General features: G+C 42.4%; 25 protein-coding genes. 14 read left to right on the forward strand and 11 right to left on the reverse strand.

Going from position 1 to position 25732, the window contains the following annotated elements; genetic code table 11:
• A partial coding sequence (locus tag B147_RS28695) for a transposase domain-containing protein (protein ID WP_020588395.1) occupies nt 1-200 on the forward strand: 200 nt, incomplete at its 5' end.
• 460 nt (nt 201-660) lie between these two features.
• On the opposite strand, the gene B147_RS0116970 is transcribed toward B147_RS28695, so the two are convergent.
• The 5 genes from B147_RS0116970 to B147_RS31840 all read right to left on the reverse strand — a co-directional run bounded on the left by B147_RS0116970 (nt 661) and on the right by B147_RS31840 (nt 4110).
• Complete coding sequence (locus B147_RS0116970; protein ID WP_157237929.1) at nt 661-1542, reverse strand: hypothetical protein; 882 nt, start codon at nt 1540-1542, stop codon at nt 661-663.
• A gap of 199 nt (nt 1543-1741) precedes the next feature.
• Complete coding sequence (locus B147_RS0116980; protein WP_020588398.1) at nt 1742-2038, reverse strand: HigA family addiction module antitoxin; 297 nt, start codon at nt 2036-2038, stop codon at nt 1742-1744.
• 14 nt (nt 2039-2052) lie between these two features.
• The gene (locus B147_RS0116985) at nt 2053-2334 is read right to left on the reverse strand and encodes a type II toxin-antitoxin system RelE/ParE family toxin (RefSeq protein WP_020588399.1); all 282 of its coding nucleotides are present in this window, start codon (nt 2332-2334) and stop codon (nt 2053-2055) included.
• Nucleotides 2335-2442: 108 nt separating this feature from the next.
• On the reverse strand, nt 2443-3684 hold the full coding sequence (locus tag B147_RS28700; protein ID WP_020588400.1) for a tyrosine-type recombinase/integrase: 1242 nt from the start codon (nt 3682-3684) through the stop codon (nt 2443-2445).
• 231 nt (nt 3685-3915) lie between these two features.
• On the reverse strand, nt 3916-4110 hold the full coding sequence (locus tag B147_RS31840; protein ID WP_157237930.1) for a hypothetical protein: 195 nt from the start codon (nt 4108-4110) through the stop codon (nt 3916-3918).
• A gap of 470 nt (nt 4111-4580) precedes the next feature.
• On the opposite strand from B147_RS31840, the gene B147_RS28705 reads away from it, so the two are divergent.
• The 7 genes from B147_RS28705 to wecB all read left to right on the forward strand — a co-directional run bounded on the left by B147_RS28705 (nt 4581) and on the right by wecB (nt 11231).
• Nucleotides 4581-5192, forward strand: coding sequence for a YrbL family protein (locus tag B147_RS28705; RefSeq protein ID WP_020588403.1), 612 nt, complete (start codon nt 4581-4583; stop codon nt 5190-5192).
• 8 nt (nt 5193-5200) lie between these two features.
• Nucleotides 5201-6106 (forward strand): lysophospholipid acyltransferase family protein, encoded by a 906-nt coding sequence (locus tag B147_RS0117005; RefSeq protein WP_020588404.1) that lies wholly within the window; start codon nt 5201-5203, stop codon nt 6104-6106.
• 6 nt (nt 6107-6112) lie between these two features.
• Nucleotides 6113-7174 (forward strand): lipopolysaccharide heptosyltransferase II, encoded by a 1062-nt coding sequence (gene waaF, locus B147_RS0117010; protein ID WP_020588405.1) that lies wholly within the window; start codon nt 6113-6115, stop codon nt 7172-7174.
• Nucleotides 7171-8223, forward strand: coding sequence for a lipopolysaccharide heptosyltransferase I (gene waaC / locus B147_RS0117015; protein ID WP_020588406.1), 1053 nt, complete (start codon nt 7171-7173; stop codon nt 8221-8223). Before waaF ends, waaC begins: the two co-directional genes overlap by 4 nt.
• On the forward strand, nt 8220-9032 hold the full coding sequence (locus B147_RS0117020) for a glycosyltransferase family 2 protein (protein ID WP_020588407.1): 813 nt from the start codon (nt 8220-8222) through the stop codon (nt 9030-9032). The genes waaC and B147_RS0117020 overlap by 4 nt, the downstream gene beginning before the upstream one ends.
• Nucleotides 9033-9153: 121 nt before the next feature.
• On the forward strand, nt 9154-10068 hold the full coding sequence (locus tag B147_RS0117025; RefSeq protein WP_020588408.1) for a DUF6492 family protein: 915 nt from the start codon (nt 9154-9156) through the stop codon (nt 10066-10068).
• Nucleotides 10069-10085: 17 nt separating this feature from the next.
• Nucleotides 10086-11231: a non-hydrolyzing UDP-N-acetylglucosamine 2-epimerase gene (wecB, locus tag B147_RS0117030; protein ID WP_020588409.1), complete on the forward strand. Its 1146-nt coding sequence runs from the start codon at nt 10086-10088 to the stop codon at nt 11229-11231.
• 6 nt (nt 11232-11237) lie between these two features.
• On the opposite strand, the gene B147_RS0117035 is transcribed toward wecB, so the two are convergent.
• Nucleotides 11238-12557, reverse strand: a complete 1320-nt coding sequence (locus tag B147_RS0117035; RefSeq protein WP_020588410.1) for a glycosyltransferase family protein — start codon at nt 12555-12557, stop codon at nt 11238-11240.
• A gap of 224 nt (nt 12558-12781) precedes the next feature.
• On the opposite strand from B147_RS0117035, the gene B147_RS0117040 reads away from it, so the two are divergent.
• The 5 genes from B147_RS0117040 (at nt 12782) to B147_RS0117060 (ending at nt 19287) form a co-directional block, all read left to right on the forward strand.
• Nucleotides 12782-13894, forward strand: coding sequence for a glycosyltransferase family 4 protein (locus B147_RS0117040; protein WP_020588411.1), 1113 nt, complete (start codon nt 12782-12784; stop codon nt 13892-13894).
• A gap of 70 nt (nt 13895-13964) precedes the next feature.
• The gene (locus tag B147_RS0117045; RefSeq protein ID WP_245569037.1) at nt 13965-14639 is read left to right on the forward strand and encodes a lipopolysaccharide kinase InaA family protein; all 675 of its coding nucleotides are present in this window, start codon (nt 13965-13967) and stop codon (nt 14637-14639) included.
• Nucleotides 14623-17181 (forward strand): hypothetical protein, encoded by a 2559-nt coding sequence (locus B147_RS0117050; RefSeq protein ID WP_020588413.1) that lies wholly within the window; start codon nt 14623-14625, stop codon nt 17179-17181. The genes B147_RS0117045 and B147_RS0117050 overlap by 17 nt, the downstream gene beginning before the upstream one ends.
• A complete protein-coding gene (locus tag B147_RS0117055; RefSeq protein ID WP_020588414.1) occupies nt 17174-18508 on the forward strand; it encodes an O-antigen ligase family protein in 1335 nt (444 codons plus the stop codon). Before B147_RS0117050 ends, B147_RS0117055 begins: the two co-directional genes overlap by 8 nt.
• Nucleotides 18505-19287: a hypothetical protein gene (locus B147_RS0117060; protein WP_020588415.1), complete on the forward strand. Its 783-nt coding sequence runs from the start codon at nt 18505-18507 to the stop codon at nt 19285-19287. The genes B147_RS0117055 and B147_RS0117060 overlap by 4 nt, the downstream gene beginning before the upstream one ends.
• Nucleotides 19288-19333: 46 nt before the next feature.
• On the opposite strand, the gene lpxK is transcribed toward B147_RS0117060, so the two are convergent.
• Genes lpxK through lptF form a run of 4 tightly spaced genes read right to left on the reverse strand, consistent with a single transcriptional unit; the run spans nt 19334 to nt 24056 of the window.
• Entirely contained in the window at nt 19334-20488 is a 1155-nt protein-coding gene (gene lpxK, locus B147_RS0117065; protein ID WP_020588416.1) for a tetraacyldisaccharide 4'-kinase, read from the reverse strand.
• Entirely contained in the window at nt 20481-21779 is a 1299-nt protein-coding gene (locus B147_RS0117070; protein ID WP_020588417.1) for a 3-deoxy-D-manno-octulosonic acid transferase, read from the reverse strand. The genes lpxK and B147_RS0117070 overlap by 8 nt, the downstream gene beginning before the upstream one ends.
• A 10-nt stretch (nt 21780-21789) precedes the next feature.
• Nucleotides 21790-22869: an LPS export ABC transporter permease LptG gene (lptG, locus tag B147_RS0117075; RefSeq protein WP_020588418.1), complete on the reverse strand. Its 1080-nt coding sequence runs from the start codon at nt 22867-22869 to the stop codon at nt 21790-21792.
• On the reverse strand, nt 22866-24056 hold the full coding sequence (gene lptF, locus B147_RS0117080) for an LPS export ABC transporter permease LptF (protein WP_020588419.1): 1191 nt from the start codon (nt 24054-24056) through the stop codon (nt 22866-22868). Before lptF ends, lptG begins: the two co-directional genes overlap by 4 nt.
• 87 nt (nt 24057-24143) lie before the next feature.
• On the opposite strand from lptF, the gene B147_RS0117085 reads away from it, so the two are divergent.
• On the forward strand, nt 24144-24785 hold the full coding sequence (locus tag B147_RS0117085; RefSeq protein WP_020588420.1) for a thiamine diphosphokinase: 642 nt from the start codon (nt 24144-24146) through the stop codon (nt 24783-24785).
• An 11-nt stretch (nt 24786-24796) separates the two neighbouring features.
• Here the strand turns inward: B147_RS0117085 and B147_RS0117090 are convergent, their stop codons facing one another.
• Nucleotides 24797-25702 (reverse strand): flagellar basal body-associated FliL family protein, encoded by a 906-nt coding sequence (locus tag B147_RS0117090; RefSeq protein WP_033397558.1) that lies wholly within the window; start codon nt 25700-25702, stop codon nt 24797-24799.
• Nucleotides 25703-25732 lie beyond the last annotated feature (30 nt).

Here is a 25732-nt window from a genome sequence, read left to right on the forward strand (position 1 = left end):
AGGGCGCCAGGGCCAGTGCCTGCATTTACAGCCTAATCGAAACCGCCAAGGCCAGTGGACTTGAACCTTATTGGTACCTCAAATTTCTTTTTGAAAATTTACCGGAAGCAATGACAGCAGACGAATTTAAAGCCTTGATGCCACAAAACTTAGATAAAAATTTGTTGGAATTCAACGATATAACACCCAGCCAGGCTTAAAAAGGTGTGGTTCATACACCGCTTACAGAGCAAAACCTTGTGGGGATGCGATGCCTTTGAGACTTACAAGGTCGTACCGATGCCGGAGCAATAACAATTTTTCTTCTCAGGAATTCTATGACTGATTCGATAGGGTAGGCAGTGACCTTGCCTACAAGAAAACGATCCTTGATACCCTTACCAAGGCTATCCATATTTGCCATGGTACGGCCATGCAGCAGGCCACCGGTCTTCTCTCTTAGATCTGGCCTCAGGATAAACCCATACGGATTCTACTCTTTAATGTTTTGAATGATCCCTTCAACAAACGGGTTGGTTTGAGATTGTTCTAATTCTGAAGTGTTCTTGTTTTTCATAATCCATCCTTATAAATAGTTAATCATCATTTATAAGGAGTTATATAACGATCAACACGACGGCGTCTTAATACGGATGGGTAAATATAGGGGGGTATGCGACGTCAGACGACTATTTTTTTTAATTTGGAATAAAACCCGAACATTTTTTGGTTAACACTCGGCAGTTCCTTTCCGATTGCAGCAGGGATAATCCTTTGTGCGATACTAAGAAGAAGCTGCCCTTTTACATCACGGGCTTGCTGCCCAGAATCAAACCAGAACTCGGTTGACTCGACATCCATCTGAATAATATCTGGAAATAAACCTTTATAGGTTAAATATCTTTCAAGCATTTCTTTATAGGTGGGCGCTTCTCTATTATTCCCATACAATAGGGCCGCCTGGCCGCCAATATCTAATACGAAGTCTCTAAAATAACAAAGAGTGTTATCAAATTTTCTAACGATTTTTAGTTCATCTGGTAACGGAAAAGAATTTTTTTCTGCCCACGCTAAAAAACAAAGACTGTGGCACTTAGTCAACCCATCAAAAAGATTATCGTTTGGGCTTATTGGATCATTGTCTTCTCTTAATGAATACCCCTTTATTTCACCCATTTTAGCGCCGTCAACTAACATCATTTTGATTTCCAATATTAGACTACGAATATCACTATACGCCCTCCATTCCTCATCTGAAAGATACCGTATGTTCGGAAATTCATCGTTTGGGTCAGAAACTCTTTTTTGAACTATTTCTTTTCTCCTGTTTCCTTGGGTTTCTGCCACCTTATCTAATGTATTCGCATCATCACATCCCAATAAGACCGAAGCACAATCAGTTTCTGTATTATACTCTTTCTCTTTGAATTTTTCATAATCAGGTCTTGAAAAGTATGGGCAGTCTTTTAGCCTATATACGTCAATCATCACTGACCCATCAGGCATATCTGAACCAATTTTTGGAAGCTGCTCTTTCATATTCATCTTAATATCTTCTGACACAACATCCTAATTTTTGAAGCCTGGGAGAAGCGATTCAGGACTACCGCCGGTTCAGTTCGGGTCATGACCCCGCGCCTATCCCAGGAAGACAGAATTATTCAAATACGTTGCGGTCTGTTCCGGATTGCTTGAGAATGGAATGAAGTGTTCCCTTTTCGGCTCAAGGCTGATCTTCAACAGACAGTCAACCGCAAAATTTTCAAGCATTGACAGGGACAATCTTACTTATGGTTGAGGTCAGTTCTTCATTATCCATAGCCATGTCAATATCATATTCAATCTGAAGCTTTACCCAGTATGAAGGGGATAAACCAAAGTATTTCGATAGCCGCAAAGATGTGTCTGTGGTAATGCTTCGTTTACCGTTTACGATTTCGGATATTCTCATCTGGGAAACACCAATAGCTTTTGCCAATTTGTATTGAGTCAGCCCGTAAGGTTTAATGAATTCTTCAAGCAGAATCTCCCCCGGATGAACAGCAGGTATTTTTTCCATTAGTACCTCCATGGTCAATGGTAATCTATTATCTCGACGTCATAAGCATTTCCCCCTTTCCAGGTGAAGCAAAGACGCCATTGCTTATTTATTCTGATACTATATTGCCCCTGCCTATCACCTGACAGCTTTTCAAGATGGTTAGACGGTGGGCTTCTCAAATCATCTAAAGTTTCTGACACCTTCAGCATTTTTAATTTTCTGAATGCTGCTTGCTGCAATTCCTTTGACCATTTTTTTGAATAGATCCGGTTAGAAACCTTTTCGGTATCCTTATCTCTAAATGATTTGATCATGTCTTAATTATATATCCCACAATACTATTGTCAACCGATAGTATCAGTATAAATGAATTAATTCTTTTGGGGTTCTCACAATAATCTCATGACGATTAGCTACGTGTATTATGCCTTTTTCTTGAATGGCAGGACATTTTCTTCCCGATGTTCTCCCACTGCCCGGTCAATGGCATCGGCGGCTAATTGCAGTTGATCAGGAGCAAGATGGGAATATCTTTCCGTTACCTGAATTGTTGAATGTCCCAGGACCTTTTGAACCAGATAAAGACTGATACCTTGTTTCACCATCCATGAAGCGCAAGTATGCCGGCAGGTGTGAAACGTGACCCGCTCCCGCCGATCCGTCACACCTTGATTAAACAACCGGTTTACAATTTCCCTGAACTTCTGGCTTATCTGCGTTGATGGCTTGCCCTCCCGTCCTGGGAAAACCAGTTCATTCAATAGTCCCTTTTCTTTCTGCTGCATTAATTCCAAAACATCCTTTGTCATGTTCACGGATCTGTCAGTGCCCTTGGAGTCAATGATATTAAAAATGCCGTGCTCAAGATCCACCTGGGACCAAGTCAGATTAAATATTTCTGAAGCTCTCAGACCACAATGCAAGCTGATTAGTGTCTTTTCATAAAGGGGGATACTGACCATAAACAATTCATCTAAAAGTATCCTGGCTTCTGATCTGGACAGAAAACGAATCCTGGCATTATTATTTTGGCTGATCTTTTTTTTCATTGTTTTGGATACCATGGGCATTTGCGGGGCATAACCCCCTTCCCTGGCCTCTCGCCAGATCTGTTTTAAAGTGGTCATGGCATATTCAGCGGTCCGAACACTTTTTCCGGAATCCACCATGCCATAAAACATGCTTTCAATATCCCCTTTTCCAACAGCCCAAAAAGTCAGCTTGCCGATATTTTTATCAAGCCACAGCCTGAATAAAGATTCCTCCCGTTCGTATGTTTTCTGCTTTTTTTCCTTCTGGATCTGCGGGTAATAAATTTGGTAAAAAAAATCGTGAAGCGTTGTGTTCTCCTTAATCTCATGCGCCTTACGTTCCTGCTCCAAGAGATCTTCTTCTTTTCGTTTTTCATCAGCTTTTACCTGTTTCACCCGATGGGTTTCTATTCCGCCCCCGGCCTTAGCTTCTTCTTTCAGTTCGGTCAGCCTTACGATAGCTCTATCTAATGTCCATCCATCACTTGCCCACCCCAAACCGGAATTGATTCTTTTGCCATTGAATTGAAACCTGGCCGAAAAATAGATATCAGGTTTAACCCCATGTTTCCTGGAAGGATGCTTTTTTATCTTGATTCCCTTGTAAACGGTTTCCCATTTTTCTCTTGCCATATTTTGGTGATCCTTTTTTCTTTGCCCACTTTTTGCCCACTTTTGGGATGAAATAAAGGTTTTTTATATGAAATATTGTGAAGAAACAATACAGAAAAGAAAAGCTAACCACAAGTATTTAAAGGTATTTTATTAAAATTCATGAAGAAACGAGAAGGTTTTAAAAACGGACTCTGACTCCGTCAATCTAGGTTCGAATCCTAGTCAGCCAGCCACTGAGAATAAAGGCTTTCAAAATTTTTCCTTGAAAGCCTTTTTTGCGTTTAGCTCATAAAGATCCACCCGATCATCGGGCAGACGGCCGTCAGAGGAATGAAGCATGGCTATTACCGTCATGATCAGGGGGGCCAGATCCAGCAGTTCGGGAAGCACAACAGCTGCCTTGAACTCAGCGATCAAGTAATCCCTTGATCCGTTGTCAATCAACTTCCGGCCGGCCAGGGCATTGTACCATCCATTAATAGACCGCAGTAAGCGGCTCTATTATTTTCCGGTTATTCGCCATCCTTGATGAACCTGTAAAAAGTCCGATTTTGGCATTTTTTCAGCCGTAACATACTGAAATTGTTGACGGCGAATTTGCCATTTTTGACTTTTTACGAGACCATCATCCTTGACTTCCTATACGTCTAATTTATCGATTTTGGCATTGTCGCCCACAACACTGATTTTTGAAATTTCCGCTTCTCTTAAAAAAAGGAAACGGACCACGTTTTTATTGTGAGGTTTCATGTATTGTTTTGATGTTTTAAAAAGGACAAAATCTATCTTAGCGTCAGAACAATTTCAAGGTACTTGTTTATATAACGGTATTTGTTTATATAAGGGAACAAAAATAGATTGTTGAAAATTTTTGGGAGACAAAAATTAATAATTCATAGGTGAGCGAAGCAATCGTGATAAACATCCAGCCATCTGATTTAATTGGAAAGGGCGTACATCGAAAGTGCTATATTCATCCGGAAAATGCCAATCAGTGTATCAAAATTGTTTACAGAGGGGGGCAGGCCGAAACCATTCGTGAACAAAAATATTATCGTTATTTAGCCAAAAGAGGCATTCCCTGGGAAATGCTGGCGCAATTTCACGGCAACGTTGAGACAAACTTTGGGATAGGAGCAGTCTTTGACTTCGTAAGAGATGATGACGGCAACGCGTCTAAAACGCTTGATGCATATTTTAAATCAACCGATGAGACAACCGTATCCTACGCAAACATCTTCCAGTGCCTTTGTGAACTTAAGCACTACCTTCTGGAAAACAATATCATAACCATGGGGTTGAAACCCAGAAACATCCTTTACAAACGACTGAGTCAGACAACCGGCAGATGTGTGATCGTCGATAATATCGGCAACTCGGATTTTATACCCATTTGTACGTATAATAAATTTCTCGGGAATAAAAAAATTCTCAGAAAATGGGATCGATTTGAAAAGGCGCTGTCTAAAGAATACCACGACAATACAAAATTAAAAAATTTCATTTTGCAATTGCGGCAATCTTAAGAATTGATATGAAATATATGAGTAATGACCATATTTACAGGCTGTTGAAGCTTCTGACACATGCGTTGAGCAGATTGCCTGTGTGGGCAGCCGATTTTTGTTCAAATCTTTTGGGCCTGCTTTGGTTCAGAATTGACAAACGCCACCGAGCGGTTACCCTGGAAAACCTGATCCATTGCTTTGGCAGTGAAATGGGGCCCAAACAAATCGAAATCATGGCTAAGCATGTATTTAAAAATATAGCCGCCATCATTTTTGAGGTGGCCTGGGGCCAAAAATTTTCCAAGGAGGCTTTTTTATCACATTTTACCATTAAAGGGCTTAAACATATCCGTGCAGCCCATGCCAAGGGAAAAGGCGTCCTTGTTTTGACCTGCCATATGGGTAATTTTGAAATGCTGACGCCGGCCATTGATGGGACCGGGCTCAAAGGGTATGTGATTTACAGATCATTGGACTTTAAACCGCTGGACCGGCTGATCCAAAGAATTCGCCGACGGTTTGGGGTAACCGTAATACCGACCAAAGGCGCTTTTAAGCAAGTTGAGGAGGCATTATCCCAGGGCGGCATAGTAGCCACACTGCTGGACATAAACGTCAGCTGGCATAAAGGAATTTTTGTAGATTTTTTCGGCCGGCCGGCCTGTACCAGCCAGGGACTTGCCATGCTGGCATTACAGAGCGGGGCCCCGGTGGTCCCCCTGTATACGATTCGCAAGGATAGAAAATTCACCATTGAATTTTTACCGGAAATTCCAACGGTGGAAACCGATGACCCCATCAAAGATCTTGAAATCAATACCGAAAATTACAGTAAATTCATTGAATCCGTGGTCAAAAAATACCCCGACCAGTATTTCTGGATTCATAACCGATGGAAAACAAAAAATTTCTGCCCTTGGCCAAGGGGTTAACAATCAATGACAAAAATTAAACTAAGAAAATCAGATCCGTCCCGGATATTGATACGCGGTGCAAACTGGGTCGGCGATGCAATCATGACCACCCCCGTGATCAGGGCGGTCAGGAAAAACTTTCCGAAAGCTGAAATCTCCATACTCGTAAAACCATGGGTGGCACCGGTTTTTCACAACAACCCGTTTGTAGACAAGGTACTGATCTATGATGACAGTGGGCGTCACAAAAAGGGATGGGGTACGATACGGCTTGCAAAAGATTTGCGACAGTATCATTTCGACCTTACGGTGTTAATGCAAAATGCATTTGAGGCCGCGTTGATCACCTTTCTTGGAGGAATTCCCGAGCGGCTCGGATATGATACCGACGCAAGGGGATTTCTGCTGAACCGTTGTATAAAACTCGACCCCAGGCTCAAACGGGTTCATCTTGTTGATTATTACCGGGGAATCCTTAAAGGCGGAGGATTGTATGACGATGGCGGCACCCTTGATCTTTTTATCAGCGACAGCGAGAGGCAGGAAGCTGAAAAAACTCTTCAGGATAATGGTATTGATATTTCAAAACCTGTAATTGCCATTAATCCCGGTGCCACCGGGGGGACGGCAAAACGATGGTTTCCCGATCGTTTTGCCGAACTTTCAGCAAAGCTTGCCGAATATTTTGGTGTAAAGGTGTTGATATTCGGCGGGCCCGGCGATCATGCTCTGGGAGAGATAATTTCCGGATTATCTGGCAATGTTTGTGTGAACCTTGCAGGAAAAACAAACCTGGCCCAAGCCTTTGCCCTGATTGAACGGTGTTCTCTATTTATCACCAACGATTCAGGCCTGATGCATGCTGCAGCGGCCCTTGGCATAAACCAGGTCGCCATCATCGGCTCCACCAACCATATTACAACGCCACCGTCCAATCCCAACAGCCGTATCGTCAGGGTACCCGTTCATTGCAGCCCCTGCATGAAACCGGAGTGCCGGTACGAACATCATCAATGCATGGATAATATTTCCGTTGATATGATTTTCAAAGAGGCTGTTGCCTTGATGGAGAGTTCAAACCCATGAATATCCTGATCGTAAAAATGAGTGCCATAGGCGACGTTATCCACACCCTCCCCGCATTGAATGCCCTCAGGGATCATTTTCCGGAAGCCCGTATCACCTGGCTTGTGGAAGAGGCTGCCGCGGATCTTGTTATCGGGCACCCGTCTGTTGACAATGTCATTGTCTCAAAGCGCAAACGCTGGATAAGGTCTCTTTTTTCTTCTTCTTTCCCAAGCGCTTTAATAAAAATTTTATCATTTATCCGGGCGCTCAGGGAAACTGAATATGACATGATCATTGATTTTCAGGGTCTGCTGAAAAGCGGTGTCATGGTCATGCTTGCCCGGGGAAAAAAAAGGATTGGGTTTGATAAAGGCATGGAACATGCCGAATGCAGTCATCTTTTCTATAACCATAGAATTGCACCGGTAAGCATGGAGATCCATGCCCTGAAAAGAGGCCTGATGATGATTCAAGCCCTTGGCGTCAAGGCGGATAAGGTTGAATACAGACTGCCGGTTACGCCTGGGGCTCGAGCGGCAGTTCATACGTTGCTCAAAAAAAATGGTATCCCTGCCAAAGAAAAATTCATCTGTATCAACCCCCAGGCGACCTGGGAAACCAAATTGTGGGACAATGGAAAATTTGCAGATTTAAGTGACCGGATACAGGAACAATACGGCGCCCGGATTGTATTCACAGGTGGGCCTGAGGACAGGCCGGTCATTGACACCATCATATCTATGACGAACAAAACATGTGTCAATCTGGCCGGTTTGACCACCCTGAAAATGCTGGCGGCCCTGTATGAACAGGCAGATGTCCTTGTCACCACTGATACCGGCCCCATGCATCTTGGGGCAGCCGCCGGTACACGGGTGGTTGCCATTTTCGGATCTACTGCGCCGTGGCGGACCGGGCCGTATGGTTCAGATCATGTGGTGGTTCGCTCTGCCGGAAGATGTTCCCCCTGCTTCAACAGAGAATGTGAGCATAGAACATGCATGCATGACATATCCGTGGATCAAGTCATGTCTGCAGTAAATAAACAGATGGGGGTGATGCCATGAACATATCCGTTATTGTCACCACTTTTAACCGGCCGGACAGTCTGAAAAAGGTGCTTGAAGGCTTGTTGAACCAAACCCGATTGCCTTGTGAAATTATTGTTGCAGACGACGGTTCCCTGGAAGAAACCTCACATCTTGTTAATCAAATGGCCATGTCATCTCCAAATTGTCCTGTGCGACATGTCTGGCATGAGGACCGGGGGTTCAGGGCGGCTGAGATAAGGAACAAGGCCATTTTGAAATCTTCGGGAGACTATATCATCTCCCTTGACGGAGATTGTATTCCTGACCGGTATTTTATTCAGGACCACCTCCAATTGGCCAAGCCCGGATATTTTTTCCAGGGCAAACGGGTGCTTGTGGAAAAGGCGCTTCAAGATTCGTTTAATTTTTCCCATACACAAAAAACGCGATGGCTCATTGCCAATGCCCTTAAAGGACAGGTCTCCAACGCCCATCATCTGCTAAGACTGCCTTTTGTACCGGTAGTAACAACCACTAAAATGTCAGGTATCCGAAGTTGCAATATGGGATTTTTCAGGAAAGATCTTTTTGCCGTTAACGGATTTAATCAGGCGTTTCAGGGGTGGGGCCGGGAGGACTCGGAACTTGCAGCTAGACTTTATAACTATGGACTAAGGCGAAGAGAACATCCGTTTATGGCAGTTTGTTTTCATCTCTGGCATGAAGAAAATAATCGAAGCAACCTTGAAAGAAACGATCAGCATCTTGAAAATACCCAGCGATCCGGAAGTTACTGGTGTTCTAACGGCCTTGCGGATGAAAAAATTGGAGACAAAGAGGTTTAAAACTCATGGGACTTAAATGATAATAGACAAACATTGGACTGTTCGGATAGCTCTTTTTTTATCAATAAAATAGAACAGGTATCAGATTATAGTGTTGGTAATAGAAACAAAGTATAACCATATGAAAAAATTCGCATTATTTTGTAAATCCTACCATAAAGATGTGTATCGTGCAAAAAGACTTGCAGATAGTATTGACCAGTACAACATAGATGATATTCTTTTTGTCATGTCTGTTCCCCAAAGAGACTTTGACCTTTTTAAAGATATCCTTGGAGAGAATAAATGTTTTCTTGTAGCTGATGAAGAAATTATCAATGCAAGTTGTGCAGTTTTTGGTGACATTCCCGGCTTCTTTTATGACCATTTATATCAACAATTGATAAAATTGGAATTTTGGCGACTGGGCATGGCAGAGAATTATGGCTGGATTGATTCTGATTCATATTTTATTAAAAAATTCCGATTATCCGATTTTATGTATGACAATGAAACACCTTATACAATCATGGATAAACATGATGCTGGAATTTTAAGAGAGAGATGGAAGAATATTCCTGCAAAAGAAATAGAAAAGCGTGTCTATAGACGGGCCAAACAGGTCAATGCATTTAAATCTGTTTTCGGTGATACGAATCAAAATTGGGATTTTGGTATTTCCACTCCTATTATATGGGCGTCAAAGGTTTTAAAACATTTACACCGAAATTATTTGATACCCAGAAATAAAACTATTTTTGAGTTTCTGTCAGAACATCCAACGGAAACATTTTTATATGGATATTACCTGATTCACAGCCAATGCATTCCTCTATATCCTAGAACTCACATGTTTAGAGCTTTTGATTATGCCGATGAATTTATTGAAGCCGAAATTAATGGTGAAAATGAATCGTCCATTGCAAAAAATTATTTTGGCATATGTATTCAGTCTAACTGGGCCCTTTTTAAAGAAAAAAAACGCCTGACCCACAGGTTAAGAAATCGTAAGCAGGATTTCATGAATGGGCTTAGGAAAATAACATCTAAATTTTAATTGGTAAATTATTCTTCATGAAAAATAAGAAAAAAATTTTTTGTATTTTCGGCACACGCCCAGAAGCTATAAAAATGGTAGCATTAATAAAAAAAATAACTACCGTGTCTTCAATGTTTCAGCCAGTTGTTTGTGTTACAGCCCAACACAGGGAAATGCTGGATCAAGTTTTGTTTCGCTTTAATATTGTTCCCGAATACGATCTCAATGTTATGAAAAAAGGGCAGGATATCTTTGAGTTAACCAGTAGTATCCTAACACGTTTAAAACCGATTCTAAAAAAAGAAAAACCAGACTTGATTCTTGTTCAGGGGGATACAACCACTGCTTTTGTGGGAAGCCTTGCAGCCTATTATATGCGTATACCGGTTGGCCATATTGAGGCTGGGTTGAGAACCTACCAAAAATACTCTCCCTTTCCGGAGGAAGTCAACAGGCACTTAATTAGTGTAATTGCTGATTACCATTTTGCTCCCACAACAATGGCTAAAAAAAACCTGATTGCCGAAGGCATCAATGAAAACAGTGTATGGGTGACAGGAAATACCGTAATTGATACCTTGTTGATGGAGTCACGCACCGGAGATAATCAGTACTGGAAAGACTATTTTAACGATAACTGGAAAATCAATCTTGACAATAAAGACAGAAAGCTTGTTCTTGTAACAGGACACAGAAGAGAAAGTTTTGGAAAAGGATTTGAAAATATCTGCCAGGCATTAAAGGAGATTGCCCGGCGCCATTCTGAAATTGATTTGGTTTACCCAGTACATTTGAATCCGAATGTTAAAAAACCGGCATTTGAAATATTGGGTGAACACAACAATAAAAATATTTTTCTATTAGATCCCCTTGACTATTCTCCTTTTGTATATTTGATGAACCATGCATATTTTATTTTAACGGATTCAGGTGGAATACAAGAGGAAGCGCCTTCTTTAGGAAAACCCGTACTGGTAATGCGTGAGACTACAGAACGTCCTGAAGGCATAGATGCGGGAACCTGTAAATTAGTCGGTTCAGATACAGATCAAATAGTTAATGAAGCAGAAATACTGATAAAAAATAAAGACATCTTTAGATCAATGGCCCAAAAAAAGAATCCTTATGGAGATGGCCATGCGTCCGAAAAAATCATTGGGATTCTTTCAGACATATTATAAATTCTTTTATGTCGCTTTTTTTAACAGATCGTCTCTTGTCGACATCAGCTTGGTAACAGCACCTTTAACCGTGAGGGGAGATGCATGCTCAAAATCCGGCAAACCGGAATCTTTCCATTGGGAAATCAAATTCTGTAGTGTCGATTTTATTTCTCCTTCCTTTTGGCTGTCTGCCGCAAAAAAACTGTTTTCCTCCAGCATTGTTTGAAGTTCGGAGCCCGGATGGGTTAAACCCAGAATAGGACGCTGGACCAGCATGTAATCATAAAGCTTAGAAGGGATGTACTCATCGCACCGGAAAATATCATCCCCATGAACCAGGATGAGGACATCCATTCTCTTCATGGCTTCAAGCACCTGTTCTCTGCCCGTTTTTCCCGTCGTCGGATCATATTCCAACCTGCCGTGCACCGTTACAATATCCTTTAAATGATACACTTCCATGGCCTGGCTGGTCACCGGATCAAGGGTGGTTCCATAGATATCAATGGCAACCTGCCTGGACAGATCCGGTTCTTCCTGCAACAGGTCATGAAAAGCTTTAAACACCTTTTTAAGGTTACGCCTGGAAGCAAGGGAACCGAAATATCCAAAATGAATTTTTTCTTGTTTTTGATAGGTTTGGGCCCAATTTTCCGCAGGAGATGCACCGGGACGGATAACAATCAATTTATCTGGGAACCCGGGATTTCGTTTCAATGCCTTGGCACTGGCCTGATCCGTAAAATAAACGATCTTGTCAGCATATCTGAAGACCAACTTTTCAAGGTATTTGTGAAAAAAGTATTTGTGCCATTTGGTGGTTTGGTTGTCATAAATCAGCGGATCATGGAGTTCCGCTACCCAGGGCAGCTTAAAAAGCCTGCTCAGAATGAGTCCGGTATAATGGGTTGAAGAGGGGCCGGCAGTGGAGTAAATCAGCTCCGGACGATGTTTGGGAATGATGAAGATGCCATATAATGAAGCCGATAAAAGCCATGACCAATGACTGTCCAGGTGAATTATCGTTTTCTCCATAAGAAAAAAAGGCAGAATGATCATTGTCAGTAATAAATTTATGATTCTGCCGGGAAGAGTATCCTGTGTACGGCTTTTCATAACATGGCGCAGTTCAAATTTCAGTCCGGACGGTGCCGGAGAAAACACCTGGTAATGTGGGTAGTCTACATCCTTCCTGCCGGTTGGGGCACTGATTACAACCGGGGTAACCCCTTTTTTTCTGAGAAACGGAATGCGGTCCGTTATTGTTTGGCTTGCCGCTCTTCCGTCCATGTTATAGCAGTGAGCAAGTATCAACCATGTCATTTTTGCAGATGATTTTTTCATTTTCTATTAAAAATATATTTTTTATGATATTTTTTCAAACTTGATTGAAAAGCCATTCATAATAAATAAAAGACATGTCGTAGTCAAGAATGGTCACCTTAATTTATCTAACAGCCATGGGCTGATCTGGTCTATCAGCACCCAGACTCGACCCAAAACAAAAATTAAAAGTTCTGTGTCAGTTACACAGCCTTTTTTATAAATAGGACAATGGGGGTAAGGCGTTGAAAATTGCCGTTTTGGTAAAGCGGTTTACCTTGTCGGGCGGCAAGGAACGTTATGTTGTAGAACTGGTTAAATCACTATGCCGCCTTGGACACCAGGTTGATGTTTTTGCCTGTGAAGCAGAGCAACGACTTTTAAACGACATCGGTTTTTTCCGTGTGCCGAACCGAATGACATTCTCAAGTGTTCTGAACACCATTTCATTTGTGAAGGAAACGGCAAAGATGCTTGAAGAGTATGACTATGATATTGTTCATTCCCACGAGCGTAATTATACACAGGAGGTTTTGACTTTACACAGCTTTTCTTATTATGAAGGGTTAAAAAAATACACTTGGTTAAGAAAAATTGATCAGAAATACTTGAGCCTGCGCAGCTGGCTTTACCTATGGCTTGAACGGGCGCAAATGAGAACCCCCTGGCTGATTTCCGTCTCAACGGCAATATCAAAGGATGTTGAAGAAAACTATCATCGTACCGGCAATGTTGTTGAAATCCCGCCTGGCGTTGATCTGACCATATTTGATGAAAAATCTGTTTATGCCATGCGTCAGCAGGCCCGAAAAGAAAAAAATATCCATGAAAATGAACTTGCCGTTCTCTTTGTCGGGTCTGCGTTCCAGCGGAAGGGACTTGATCGGTTAATCCCCGCCATTACCGAAGAGATGCACTTAATAATCGTTGGAAAGGGAGATCATATCTCCAAGTTTTCAAAAATGATCAAAGCCCATCCTTGCGGACAACGAATCAGCATGGAAGGTATTACGGATAATGTTATAAAATATTACGCCCTTGCCGATGTTGTTGTGCTGCCCTCCCGGTCGGAAGCCTTTGGCATGAGTGTACTTGAAGGGATGGCATGCGGGTTACCGGTAATTGTCAGTCATAATTCAGGAGTTGCCGGCTTGATCCGCCATGGTGAAAATGGCTTTTTGATGAGCAAGGTATCCGAGCTTACAGGATTGTTGGAGTTGGTAAAGTCAGAGGAGACAAGACGAAAAATTGGCTTCTGTGCAAGAAAGACTGCTGAAAAATACGGCTGGTCAAGAGTCGGTTCCTCTCATGAGTGCCTTTATAAAAAAATTATGTCAAAGAGATCACCAAAAGAATAAGTGGGGGCTGGATAGTAGAGACCGTATGTTAGATAAAATCTATTCAAAAAAAACGTTTTCGGCAATAGTGATGTGTAATAAACAATTTCTGTCAGATGATATGTGCAGGCTCTTGGATGATCCGGATGCCTTTCTGGATGATAATAAGACAAAAATCATACAGAATAATTTTAAAAGTAAAGTCGGCATTGTCGTTTTGGACGGTAAAAAGCTTGTGATTAAACGCCACAATTATAAATCCAAGTGGCATAAGTTTAAACGATATTTCAGGCCGACGCGCTCAAGCCGAAACTGGTACTATTCCAATTTTTTGATAGCCAAAGGTTTTTTTGTGCCCACACCGGTTGCCTTTGTTGAAAAACGAATCGCCGGGGTGTTGCGCGGCATGTCACATTTTGTTTATGAATATGTGGAAGGCATCACTGGAGACGCGTACTTTAAGAATAATGTGAAATCCATTAAAAAGATAGAGCAGGGAATGGATATGGTGGTCTCCCTTGTGGATAGAATCAGAAAACTGGGTGTCATTCATGGCGATATACGAATGTCAAATTTGGTGTTTCAGGATAACCGAATATACTTATTGGATTTTGATGATATGCGGCCTATACGATGGTATAAACTGCCGCATATTAGAAATCGGGATGTTAGAGGTCTTAAAAAAGATATTTTTTATAATATTCCACAGGAGCTTCAAATAAATTTTCTGAATAAGTTGGATTTTAAAAATGTCTATTACCAGTGAGAATGATAAAATTATCCTTGAGGAAAGCGAAAAAAAAATTATAAATGCCATCTCTCAAAGAGTTGAGCAACAACTTTTCATAATTTCTATAAATAGACCCAAAAATAGGGCTCGTGCCCGAAAGTCTATAATTGTAAAAGGGGGGAAAAGGAGGTATTTTGTTGAGTTAGCTGAAAGATCCATCCAAAAATTTTACCTTAAAAGATCCATCCATTATTCAAATTTTTTTAAAGAAATAATAAAATATGCCACTGTAAATATGCCCATTATAGTGGATGAAATTGACGGCATCTATTTTGCTGTTTTTCCTTACCTGGACAGTACGCCAGGGAAACCGAACCTTAATGGTGAAAAAATATTAAAGGCGTTGTACAAGGAAAACTCATCGGTACGGAAAATATCAAATCAGAGCGTAAATGAGATTACCAATGCGTTTCTAAACAGCTGGCCAAAAGAATATCATCATTACATTCGCTATCTACCAGAATATTTAAAATACATTGAACAACTGCAATCTTATGATGAGATTGTTCTTTGTCCTGAACATGGGGATTTTGCGTTGAATAATATCTTGACCGGTCTACATTCAAAGCATTTGATTGATTTTGAGTTCAGCCGGGAGACGCAACCTGCCGGGTTTGATTTGTACGCGTACCGCCGGACAACATACAAAACAAAATTATTTTGGAAAAGAAAAGATTATTACAGAGATCTACACAGCCTGAAATTCAAATTAAATGAACGGATTAGTTTTGCCATAGATAACAATTTAAAAGAAATAATTATTTATTCTGAATTGACACCTGTGGTAAGAAGCAAGATTGTGAAGTTAATGAATGAGACCCTTTCTGGTTTTGGGACACATCTATTGGATTCGTTGTCGTTCCGGAGAAAGGGCAACGAGGAACTGTTTTATGTTACGATCTGGCATGATAACATCCTTTCCGGGTTTGCAATTTTAAAAAAACACAAAAACATTTTATATCCCATAGCCACTGAAGAGGGTGATCCAGTTATTTTTTTTAAAAATATTTATCAGTTCGGGCTATTAATTAAATATATGGAACGGCGCAGGATCGGTTTTCAATTTGATAATATCTCAAAACAATCTGACGTATATAAGCAATTTAATTTAATGAGAGAAAAAGTTAATACACCCATTAATGCAGTTGCAATGTCCGCGGTTTTAGAGGAAAAAACAAAAGATCGTGCCTTGTTTGAGTTGCTCAGTGAGATATCCGGTTATCTTGCGTCAGCAGCTATAAAAGATAAAGACTCCCATGTTTTGATATACAGTCTGCAAAATAAAAAAATTATATCAAAACATAATAGAAATAATTTTTTTTCAGTATTAAGACTAAGTTCCCGAACAATAAGGACTGGGATTTTTTTTATGGTACAACGAATAAATTTAAAGCGTTTCCTGATTTTTTTATACCAATATCCCAAAATACGATTACGGTGGAGAAAAGCGCGCAAAAAAGGAGGCGCACTTCGATTGAGGATCGGCGACTTTCATGCTTTCATACGAGCCCTGAATCAGAATGGTGTAGATTACGTAGTATTGAGGGGTTTACATGACGGTAATCCCAGTTCTGATGAAGATGTAGACTTCATGCTCAAGGCCTCCCATATTCTGAAAATGATCTGGGTAGCAGCCGGTTTCCCAGGTTCGCTTCCCTGTGATGTATATTTTGATACCTACCAAAGTTTAGAATGCTATCCTTATTACCCGCCTGTATTCGCGTTAAGAATTCTAGAAAAAAAGATAAAAAACAATCAGGACTGTTATGTACCGGATGCTTATCATCATTTAATGTCACTTTTATATCATATCACCTATCATAAAGGCCTTACCAAAGGATTTAATAGGAATAATGGGAAACTAACACCGGATAGCAAATATTATGATATGATTATGGCGTTAATTGAATCCAATGGTTTTGAGGATCATTTTGAACTCTCTCTAAGAGGATTCCATCAATTTTTAAAAAATAAAAACGTCAGCATGCCCTACGATATGCTTGTAAAGTGGCCTAAAAGAAATGAAACAATAGATGCCATCACAGAAATTGAAAAACAGTCTCTAAAACAAGAACTTCCAACAGATAAAAAGAATTTAGTCGTTTTTATTTTAAGAGAGGATGCGACTCCAGAGAATATTATTGAATATATAAAAAACACGATCAGTGATAATTATTCAATTCTATTTTCAAAGGAATTAACGGCAGAACAGATAAACCGTGCCATTCAATTCACCCGTGGAGGAAATTGGGTAGAATTGGATAAAAAACAATTTCATCTGGTTGCGCCTTATTCGATTGTTGTCAGCCAATCCAATTCTTTTGAGACCACCGAAAGTAACACAGAATACTTGGCCAAAGAATGCGCCAGAATAAAAAAGGAGATACGTGGATATGTAAAAGAGAACTTCCCGTCTATACCTAAACGATATCTGATACACAGCACCGATTCCCCTTATGAGGCCCTGGATTATATGAAAAAAATTCTGCCTCAAGATTACATAAAAATCATTGCTTAAAAAAAATAAATTACCTCATATATTTAATTTTATGGAAAAAATATCTTTCTCAGTACAGTCTTCGACAGCTGCACAAAAAAGGAACTATAGGGAAAACGTCAGGTTAGAAAATATCTCTATTTTTTTAATGCTGCTTGTTATTTTTTTAAATCCATTCCCCCACACAACCTTCTTAGATCAACTGTTTTTTTATGCTGCCATTTTGCCCATGATCGTCGTGGCACGAAATGGATTTGATGGTTTTTATTATAAGACTCCTTTGTTTTACCCATTAGTCCTATTTTTCTCTTGGTCAGTAATAAGTGTGATTTTTGCGTTGGATAAGTTAGATAGTGCCCATGATCTATACTCCCATCTGATTCGTTATATGATCTTCTATCTGGTCGTTGTCAACTTATTCTATACAAAAAAAAGGCTATTATTGCTTGCTGTGTGTGTTGTCCTCTCGGAATTTATTTTTGCCAGCGGCGCTTTACTTTTATATTATGGCATATTGGGGCACGACATATCTTCCCGCTTTATGCTTGATGGATTTAAAGCAATTGCACCGGATATTATTCCTTTCGGGTTTATGCTTGGACTTTTCCTAGCTGTGTGGCTATTTAAAATTTGCCAGAATAAATTTCAACGTTTTTTCCTGGTAGTGGCCATTATTGTTTTGATTTTATCCACTATCGCAACCCAGTCAAGAGGGGCGGCGATAGCTTTGTGTATCTCATTTTTTGTGCTGCTATGGGATCATAAAAAAACTCTTGGCATTTTGATGGCTGCAATGAGTCTAATTATATTACTGAGTCCTATACAAAACAGGATTAAGGGGGATAAGCTCTTTCAAGATGATCATAGAGCTGGGTTAATACTTTATTCAATTGAGGTAATAAAAGATTATCCAGTATTGGGGACTGGCTTTTCAATTGATGCCTTCCGAAATCCTAAATTCATTAATAAAGAAACATATCGTTCCCGAATACCAAAAAAATATCGAAACCATGGGTTTTACAGGCCTCATAGTATATTTTTGAGCATGGCAACTAGAACAGGCATTGTAGGAATGGCACTGTATGCCGGATTATTTGTCGTTTCGGCTTTTATCTGCTGCCGCTTAATTTTATATGGGAAAGATTCATTCATACAAAACCATGCAAGATGCTGTCTTGCGCTTTTGATAATGTTTTTGACAAATGGATTGTTTCAGGTCATGACCACACATTTTATTGATATGATCCAGTTTATAACTTTTTCTTTGCTGACGATTATATGGAAAATCAATAAAGATACCCCCCAAAGCCAGTGCCATAAGATAGAAGTCGATCGACAAAAATCATGAATAACTGTTTTTTTAAAAAAGTAAACATCGAAGGCGTGTCCCATTTGTTTGTTTGTAAAGGGCGTTCTCGCATAGTAAATGCAGGGAAAGTCGAGGATGCGTTCTTATTTAAGCGGCAATTGTATGCCAGCCTTTACAAAGTGGACAATCACATTTTAAAAGTTTGTTACGGCCAATCAATCCCCAAAGACATTTTTAGAAAATACGCCTTAAGGTCCCAGGCTGAAAGAGAATCAAAAAGTGCCTTCATTCTGTCTGAACTGGGGCTGGTCACCCCGAAAACTTATTTTTCAGCGTTCTCTTTGTTCCCGAAAATGCGCAAAGGTGTGGAATCAATCCATGAGATGGATTTTCTGGCTGGTTACGACGATTTAAATCCCAATTTTGTTCACCGTCCGGATTGCCTTGGCATCATCCGATGCTTCGGCCGGGACCTGGCAGTGATTCTCAATGCAATGCTTTGCCCTAAAGATTTTGGACTTGGGAATGTCATGTATCATCCGGGTGAAGACAAACTTGCCTGGATAGACTCGGATCTAAAAAAATTTAAAAATAAAGAAACGCTATCCCGGACTGTCATGGGGAAACTGGGCCACCGGTTTTTGAACTACCTGGACAATTGTCAGGCAGATATGTTCTGGCGGTCATTTTGTGAGAATTCCATCCTCTATGCCGAAAAAAACGAACTGCTGTCCTACGGCAAAATTGATTATAGCAAAAATCAACCGGGACGGGTATCAGAAGACAAAATAACCGATAATTCTGATCATCATTCATAGATCAATTTCGATTGAGTTGTCATAGACAACCCCGTGACACCCTGCTTTACCCGTTTGCATTGTTCAAAATAAATCTTTCAATGCCCTGGGGATTGGAAAAACACAACCGGATACCAATAACAGCAACCGTCACATCCCCGAAGCATACCGGATTCACCTTTACCCAGTCCTTCTGGGTCGTCAGAACAAGGTCAGTGTTCAAGGCCTTCGCCCGGGATATAATCCGTTTAATATCAGCCTCGTTATATCGGCAATGGTCGCAAAACTCAAGGTGATCCGCAACAGTTACACCTATATCCTGCACGGATTGTACAAAGGAATCGTTCCGGGCCAGACCTGAAAATAGAACGGCTGTTTTTCCTTTCAGCGACCAGGATTGAAACGCCTTTGTATTATTATGGATTCCGGCCGGAAGTAATTGCGCTACAAAAGGCTCATGTGTACAGAAAAAAAGAGGCACAGACAGTAATTTTTTTATGATGTCATCTGCAAAATGGCGTCCTGCAGATTTCTGAAACGTATCCCATTGAAATGCATCTGCGGGACACCGGGTAAACACGACTGCATCAATTCTGTTCTTTGCCATACAAAGAGTTTCCCGCAAACGGCCTGCCGGCAGCATGCGCCCGTTCCCCAATGGCAGTGTGTAGTCCAGAAGCACCAAATTCAGGTCCCGTTCCAATTTCAGGTGCTGGAAGCCGTCATCAAGAATGATCACATCAGGTGCAAAATATTCCAAAGCCATGCGACCTGCCTTATACCGGTCTTTCCCGACCACTACCGGGAACGCTTTTTCCATGGCCATCATATAAGGCTCATCACCGCAAGTCTTGGCGTCCAGAAACACTTCCCGGCCGTCAGATACCACAGCAACCTCGTTCTCAAGTGTTCCCCTGTAACCCCGACTGATCACCACAGGACGCAACCCTTGTTCCACCAGCATTTTTGCTAACCAAACAGCCATGGGGGTTTTACCGGATCCGCCCACCGCCAGATTGCCGATGGCGATCACAGGGCAGTCAAGACGCCGGGTTTTTAGCAAACCGGATTCATACATGGCATAACGCAGCCTTACACCCGCCCTATAAATTCCTGCACATCCGGCCAGCACCTGATCAAAGGAAAACGGTGAAAATGGCCCAGGGGTTTCCATGGTTCGCAATACCCGTTTTTCTATCAGGTCGAGCCAGGATTTAATCAATGAACGCCTCCATGTGACCCAAACTGGCATTTATCGCCCCTGCGTTGTCTTTAAAAATTTGCCGGGCATTATGCCCGATGCGGCGGCAATCATCCGGATTGCGCAACATTTGTTCGAGTTCAACGGCCAGGGCTTTTCCGTCTTCAACCTGGATGCCGCCGTTTCCCTGGACAAACAACTGGGCCATTTCACCAAAATCTGTCATATGAGGTCCAAAAAAGACCGGTTTGCCAAACATGGCCGGTTCCAGAAGGTTATGCCCGCCCTGGATTACCAGGGAACCACCGACAAACGCGCACACACACACAGCATAGGCTTTAGATAGGACGCCGATGGTGTTAAGAAACATAATATCCGCACCTTGCTTGCTTTCAAGCGGATCCAGATAGCTTGCAACCTTGAATCCGGTTAGGGGCAATTCCTTGAGCAAGGCAGTACACCTTCCCGGGTCCCGGGGCGCAATCACAAGTTTGAGTTCAGGCACTGCTTGTCTTGCCTGAATAAACGCCCGGACCACCATGGACTCTTCACCGGGATGAGTGGACCCGGCAATCATGATTGGGTCATCCGCTTGAAACCCCAGATCCCGGACAAGACTTGAAATCTCTCTCCGGGACAACCGGGGACAGGGCTGATCAAACTTAATATTCCCGGTGACCTGAATACGATTTTCAGCCACGCCAAGCTGTTCAAATCCCAGAGCATCCTGCCGGGTTTGGGCCATCACACAGGAAAGCGTCGAAAAAAACAAATTGGCCAACGGCCCCATGCGTCGATAACCTTTTAAGGATTTTGGAGACAAACGGGCATTCACAAGGACCACCGGAATTCTGCGTTGATGCATGACAGACAAAAAACCGGGCCATAAATCCGTTTCCACCAGACAGACGATATCCGGTGAAATACGCGAAACAACCCGGATCACTGCAAACCAAATATCAAAGGGAAAATAACCCAGCGTTGTAACCGGAGAATCGGCCCGGCCCGGACACATCATCTCAAAAGCCTGCTCAAATCCGGTTTTGGTGGATGCCGTGAATACAATGTGGTGTGCCGGATACTTTTTTTTCAAAGCATTTACCAGGGGAAAACTTGAGTTCACCTCACCCACGGACAGGGCATGAACCCAGATTCTACGGGTATTGGCTTCTTTTTCAGGAATCTGTGTAAACAACCCCAGTCGTTGTAATAGATTGGCCCGCCGTTTGGCTGAAAAGATCCAGACAACAGGTAAAAAAGGCAGGCAGAAAAAAAACACCACCAGGGTGATGATATGATAAAAAAAAATCATGAAACCAACATTATTCCGTCTGAATCAGATAGATACCCCCCAGGCATAGAAAAACCAGGTTCCCCACCCAGGCGGCCACCACCGGCGGCAGAATCTTTGCGTAGCCCAAAGAGGCGGTAAATCCGAAAACAAACCAATACAAAAAACAAAATCCCACACCCACGGCAATGCCCACAGGCAGATTGGTCTTCACAAACTCCCTCATGCCCGTGGCAGCCCCTGTCAACGCCATGATAACACAGATAAAGGGGAAGGCCAGTTTCCCATGCATATCCACCTTATACGTGGTGGCGTCATACCCCTCGGATGTTACTTTTCCTACATACCGTCTAAGCTCGGTATAACTCATTTCGTTGGTCTTTTGGGCCATGCGGCCAAGGTCGTCGGGGTTCAAGTCAAGGGTGACGACCTTTCTGGGTCTTATATTCACATGATAGTCATTAATTGCAGGGTCATACACCTGTTCGGCGACATCTTCCAGAATCCATCGGCCGTTTTCATAGACCCCTGTTGCGGCATCAATACGCGAGGCAATCTTGAATCCTGCGCCCATGGTGGTGTATGTGACGCCGGCCACCGTCTTTTGAACCGGGTCAAAAAAATTAATGTGCACCAGCGTTTTGTCCGAACGAATCCAGATGTCTTTTCTACTGTGAACAGCTCTTTTATCTCCGGACATCTCGTGGTAACGGATGTAATTGGAACGTGCCATGGACAAGGGAATCAGAGTTTCACCCAGAAACAGCATCAACAGAGCCAGAAAACATCCGGCCCCAATGGCCGGTTTGACCAGAAAATAGACGGAGATCCCCGAAGACTTTAACGCTGTAATTTCCTGGTTCCGGTTCATGATACCAAACACGCAAATCACGGCAAGAAGCAGGCCTGCCGGTGTGAACTGAACAAACATATACGGCAGCTTAAGCAACACATACCAAAGGCCTCTGGCCAAGGATACATCGTATTCAAACATTCTATCCATATGGGACAGGTAATCAATAAAAACGAACAGCACCATGACCAAAGCCTGGATAATCATAAAAATCCGGACAAACTCTTTAAGCCAGTATTTGTGGAGGCATTTAATCATGGTTTTGTCCTTTTCCTGAAACGTGCCCCAACCGCTGCCGGAAGATGTTGAATCCAAAAAGGCAGACGAACGGGCCGCTCCTTGGCATTACGGATCAAAAGAAAAATACCCGCAATTCCCATGACTACATTGGGCAACCACATGGCAATGACAGGCGGATAACGACCGGCCTCCCCGCCCGACCAGCCAAAGGCCAGCAGCAAATAATACAGCAGAAAAAAACCCACCCCCATACCAAAGCCGTTGGATTTTCTAAAAGAGGTGGACTGAACACCCAAGGGGAATGCCAACACACCCAAAGCCAGACATGCAAAAGGGATGGAGAACTTTTCATGCAGCACCAAACGGGCCTCACTCTCCCTTTCCGGCGTTTTAAAGCCGGTTTGGATACGCTGGACCAGTTCATGCAGACTCATTTCATCAAAGCTCTTTCTCACCGTCCTTTCCCCATTTTTTTGCATGGCATTCAGGTCGATGTTGATGTCATAGTGCCCGAAATTAATATTGGTCACGGAATGATCCTGAACATTGACCTGATTGATCATACCGTCATACAGGCGGATGGTGTATAGATCCCGGTCTCCCTGGCGCACCAGGCGCCCCCTGGGCGCCGTTGAAATAGAGACCATGTCGGCCGTCCTGCGATCCTCAATGAACACGTCCGTCAAATCCCGGGTCCCCATATCCACATGGGCCACATAAATCATGATCCCGTCAAGCTGACTGTTGAACTGTCGCTCCTGCAGTGCAGCATCAATACTGGATCTGGCAAGTTCTATGGTTTTCACCTTCAGGGCCAGTTTGCCCTTGGGTATCCCATACACCGTCACCCACATGGTAATCGAAAGGGTAATCATACAGAATAGGAGTACCGGCGGCAAAAGTTTGTACAAAGACATGCCCGCCCCTTTCAGGGCAATGATCTCATTTTCTCCTGACATGCGCATGATGGTCAAAAGCACCGAAATCATGGCGGACATAGGAATGCTGAATTCCATGAACCGTGGCAGGGTATAAGATATCAGAAGAAGGATATCGGTAATACTGGAGTTGTAGTTAACCACCATATTCAAGATATCCGGAATCCGGGTCATCAAAAACACCGAGGTAAGAAAAAAGGTGCTGATGGCAAACGGCGGGATAAGCTCAAAAAACAGATATGTATGTATACGTTTAAAAACCTTCATCGGCTTGGAAAATAAGAATTCCTGAACATTGTGTCAATAAATAGTATTGTTTGCATTATATTATTTTTCTGGTATGAAAACCATATTATGAAAATAGTCATTGTAGCAAACGGAACCCTGTCTGAAACAGACGGACTTTTACCCAGAATACAACAGGCGGACATGGTTATTGCCGCAGACGGAGGAGCGGTTCATCTCCACCACATGGACATTGTGCCCCAAATTATCATTGGCGACCTAGATTCCATTCCCAAAGAAATCCTTTCATTTTTTAAGAAAAAACAGGTTAAAATTTTCAAGCACCCGGTGCGCAAGGACCAGACAGATATGGAATTGTGCATGGAATATGCCATTGACCATGGATGTACCGAACTTCTCATTATGGGGGCCACCAGCACCCGGCTTGACCATACCCTGGCAAATATTTTCCTTCTACGCAGAATCGCAGACCGGAAAATCCCAACCACNATTATTGATGCACATAATGATATTCATATTGTGGTGTCTCGCTTGACGCTCACGGGACGCCCCGGAGACCTGATATCCGTCATCCCGGTTTCGGACCATGTAAAAGGGCTGACTCTGGAGGGTCTGGAGTACCCATTGACGGGTCAAAACCTTTGCATGGGATCAACCATGGGTATCAGCAATGTATTCACACAGAAGAAGGCTGACATCAGTATTAACTCCGGGGCCGTACTGGTTATAAAGCCTAGGGAAGAAAACTAATCACTTGCCTGTCAGGCGTCTTTTGAGTTCTCTTTATCTGCAGCGTCGTTTACTGTTCCGTCCTTTTTGCCGTCTTCTCCTTCAGCGGGCTCCTCCGCGCTTGGTGCCGGCGTATGTTCAATGATAAATTCTTCCACCTTGGCTGCAGAAACGGCAATAATAACATGGTCAATGACAACGTCTTTAATCAGCCCTTCCATATAGGGATTGAGTACATCCTTAACCTTTTCTTTTTGAACCTTAATACGATCAAAATCAGAGACATCATCATAAATCAAAGATGACAGGTACATGATGGCGGCATCCCTGGCCCTGGGATGAAATTGGGGTACCGGCTGTTCAGGCATCAGTTCCATAAGTTCCAGATGCATACTCAAACACAGGTAACGATCCTGGGCATTAGAAGAATGTTTGTTTAGATTAACGGCATAGGGCGCCATGCCAACAATGGGATTAACGGCACCTGAACCTTCTTTACCCTTTTGGGGAACCGTTTTCTTCCATTCTTCCTTGCGGCCGTTTTCGCCTTCAAGGACCATGAGATGGTCGTTGAGTTCAAGTATTTTATAAAAGTAGGTACCGTCTTTTTCCCAGACATCGTTGATATCCGACGCCACGACAGTAATAATGAGCTGCCCCTCATCTAAATGCCAGGTGCCGCCGGCTGTCCCCCTGGAATCAACAATTTTAGAGGTCACATCGGCAATCCTGACCGAAGAGGTCCAAGTACCTTTCATATCAATAGCGATAAGAATATAGATGCGATTACTGTAGTAAACCCAGTTTCCCAAGACCAGATCCGTATCTTTTTTTTCTTTTTCTCCGCCGCACCCTGCAATACCGACAAGGACCATAAACATGACGGTGCAAAGAACAGTCCACCTGTTCAAAACTATTTTTCTAACCTGTTGTGCCATGGCTCTTTCCCGAAAATTGATATTGGAATA

It is taken from the genome of Desulfobacter curvatus DSM 3379 (assembly GCF_000373985.1).
In the GTDB taxonomy this organism is placed as follows: Bacteria; Desulfobacterota; Desulfobacteria; order Desulfobacterales; family Desulfobacteraceae; genus Desulfobacter; species Desulfobacter curvatus.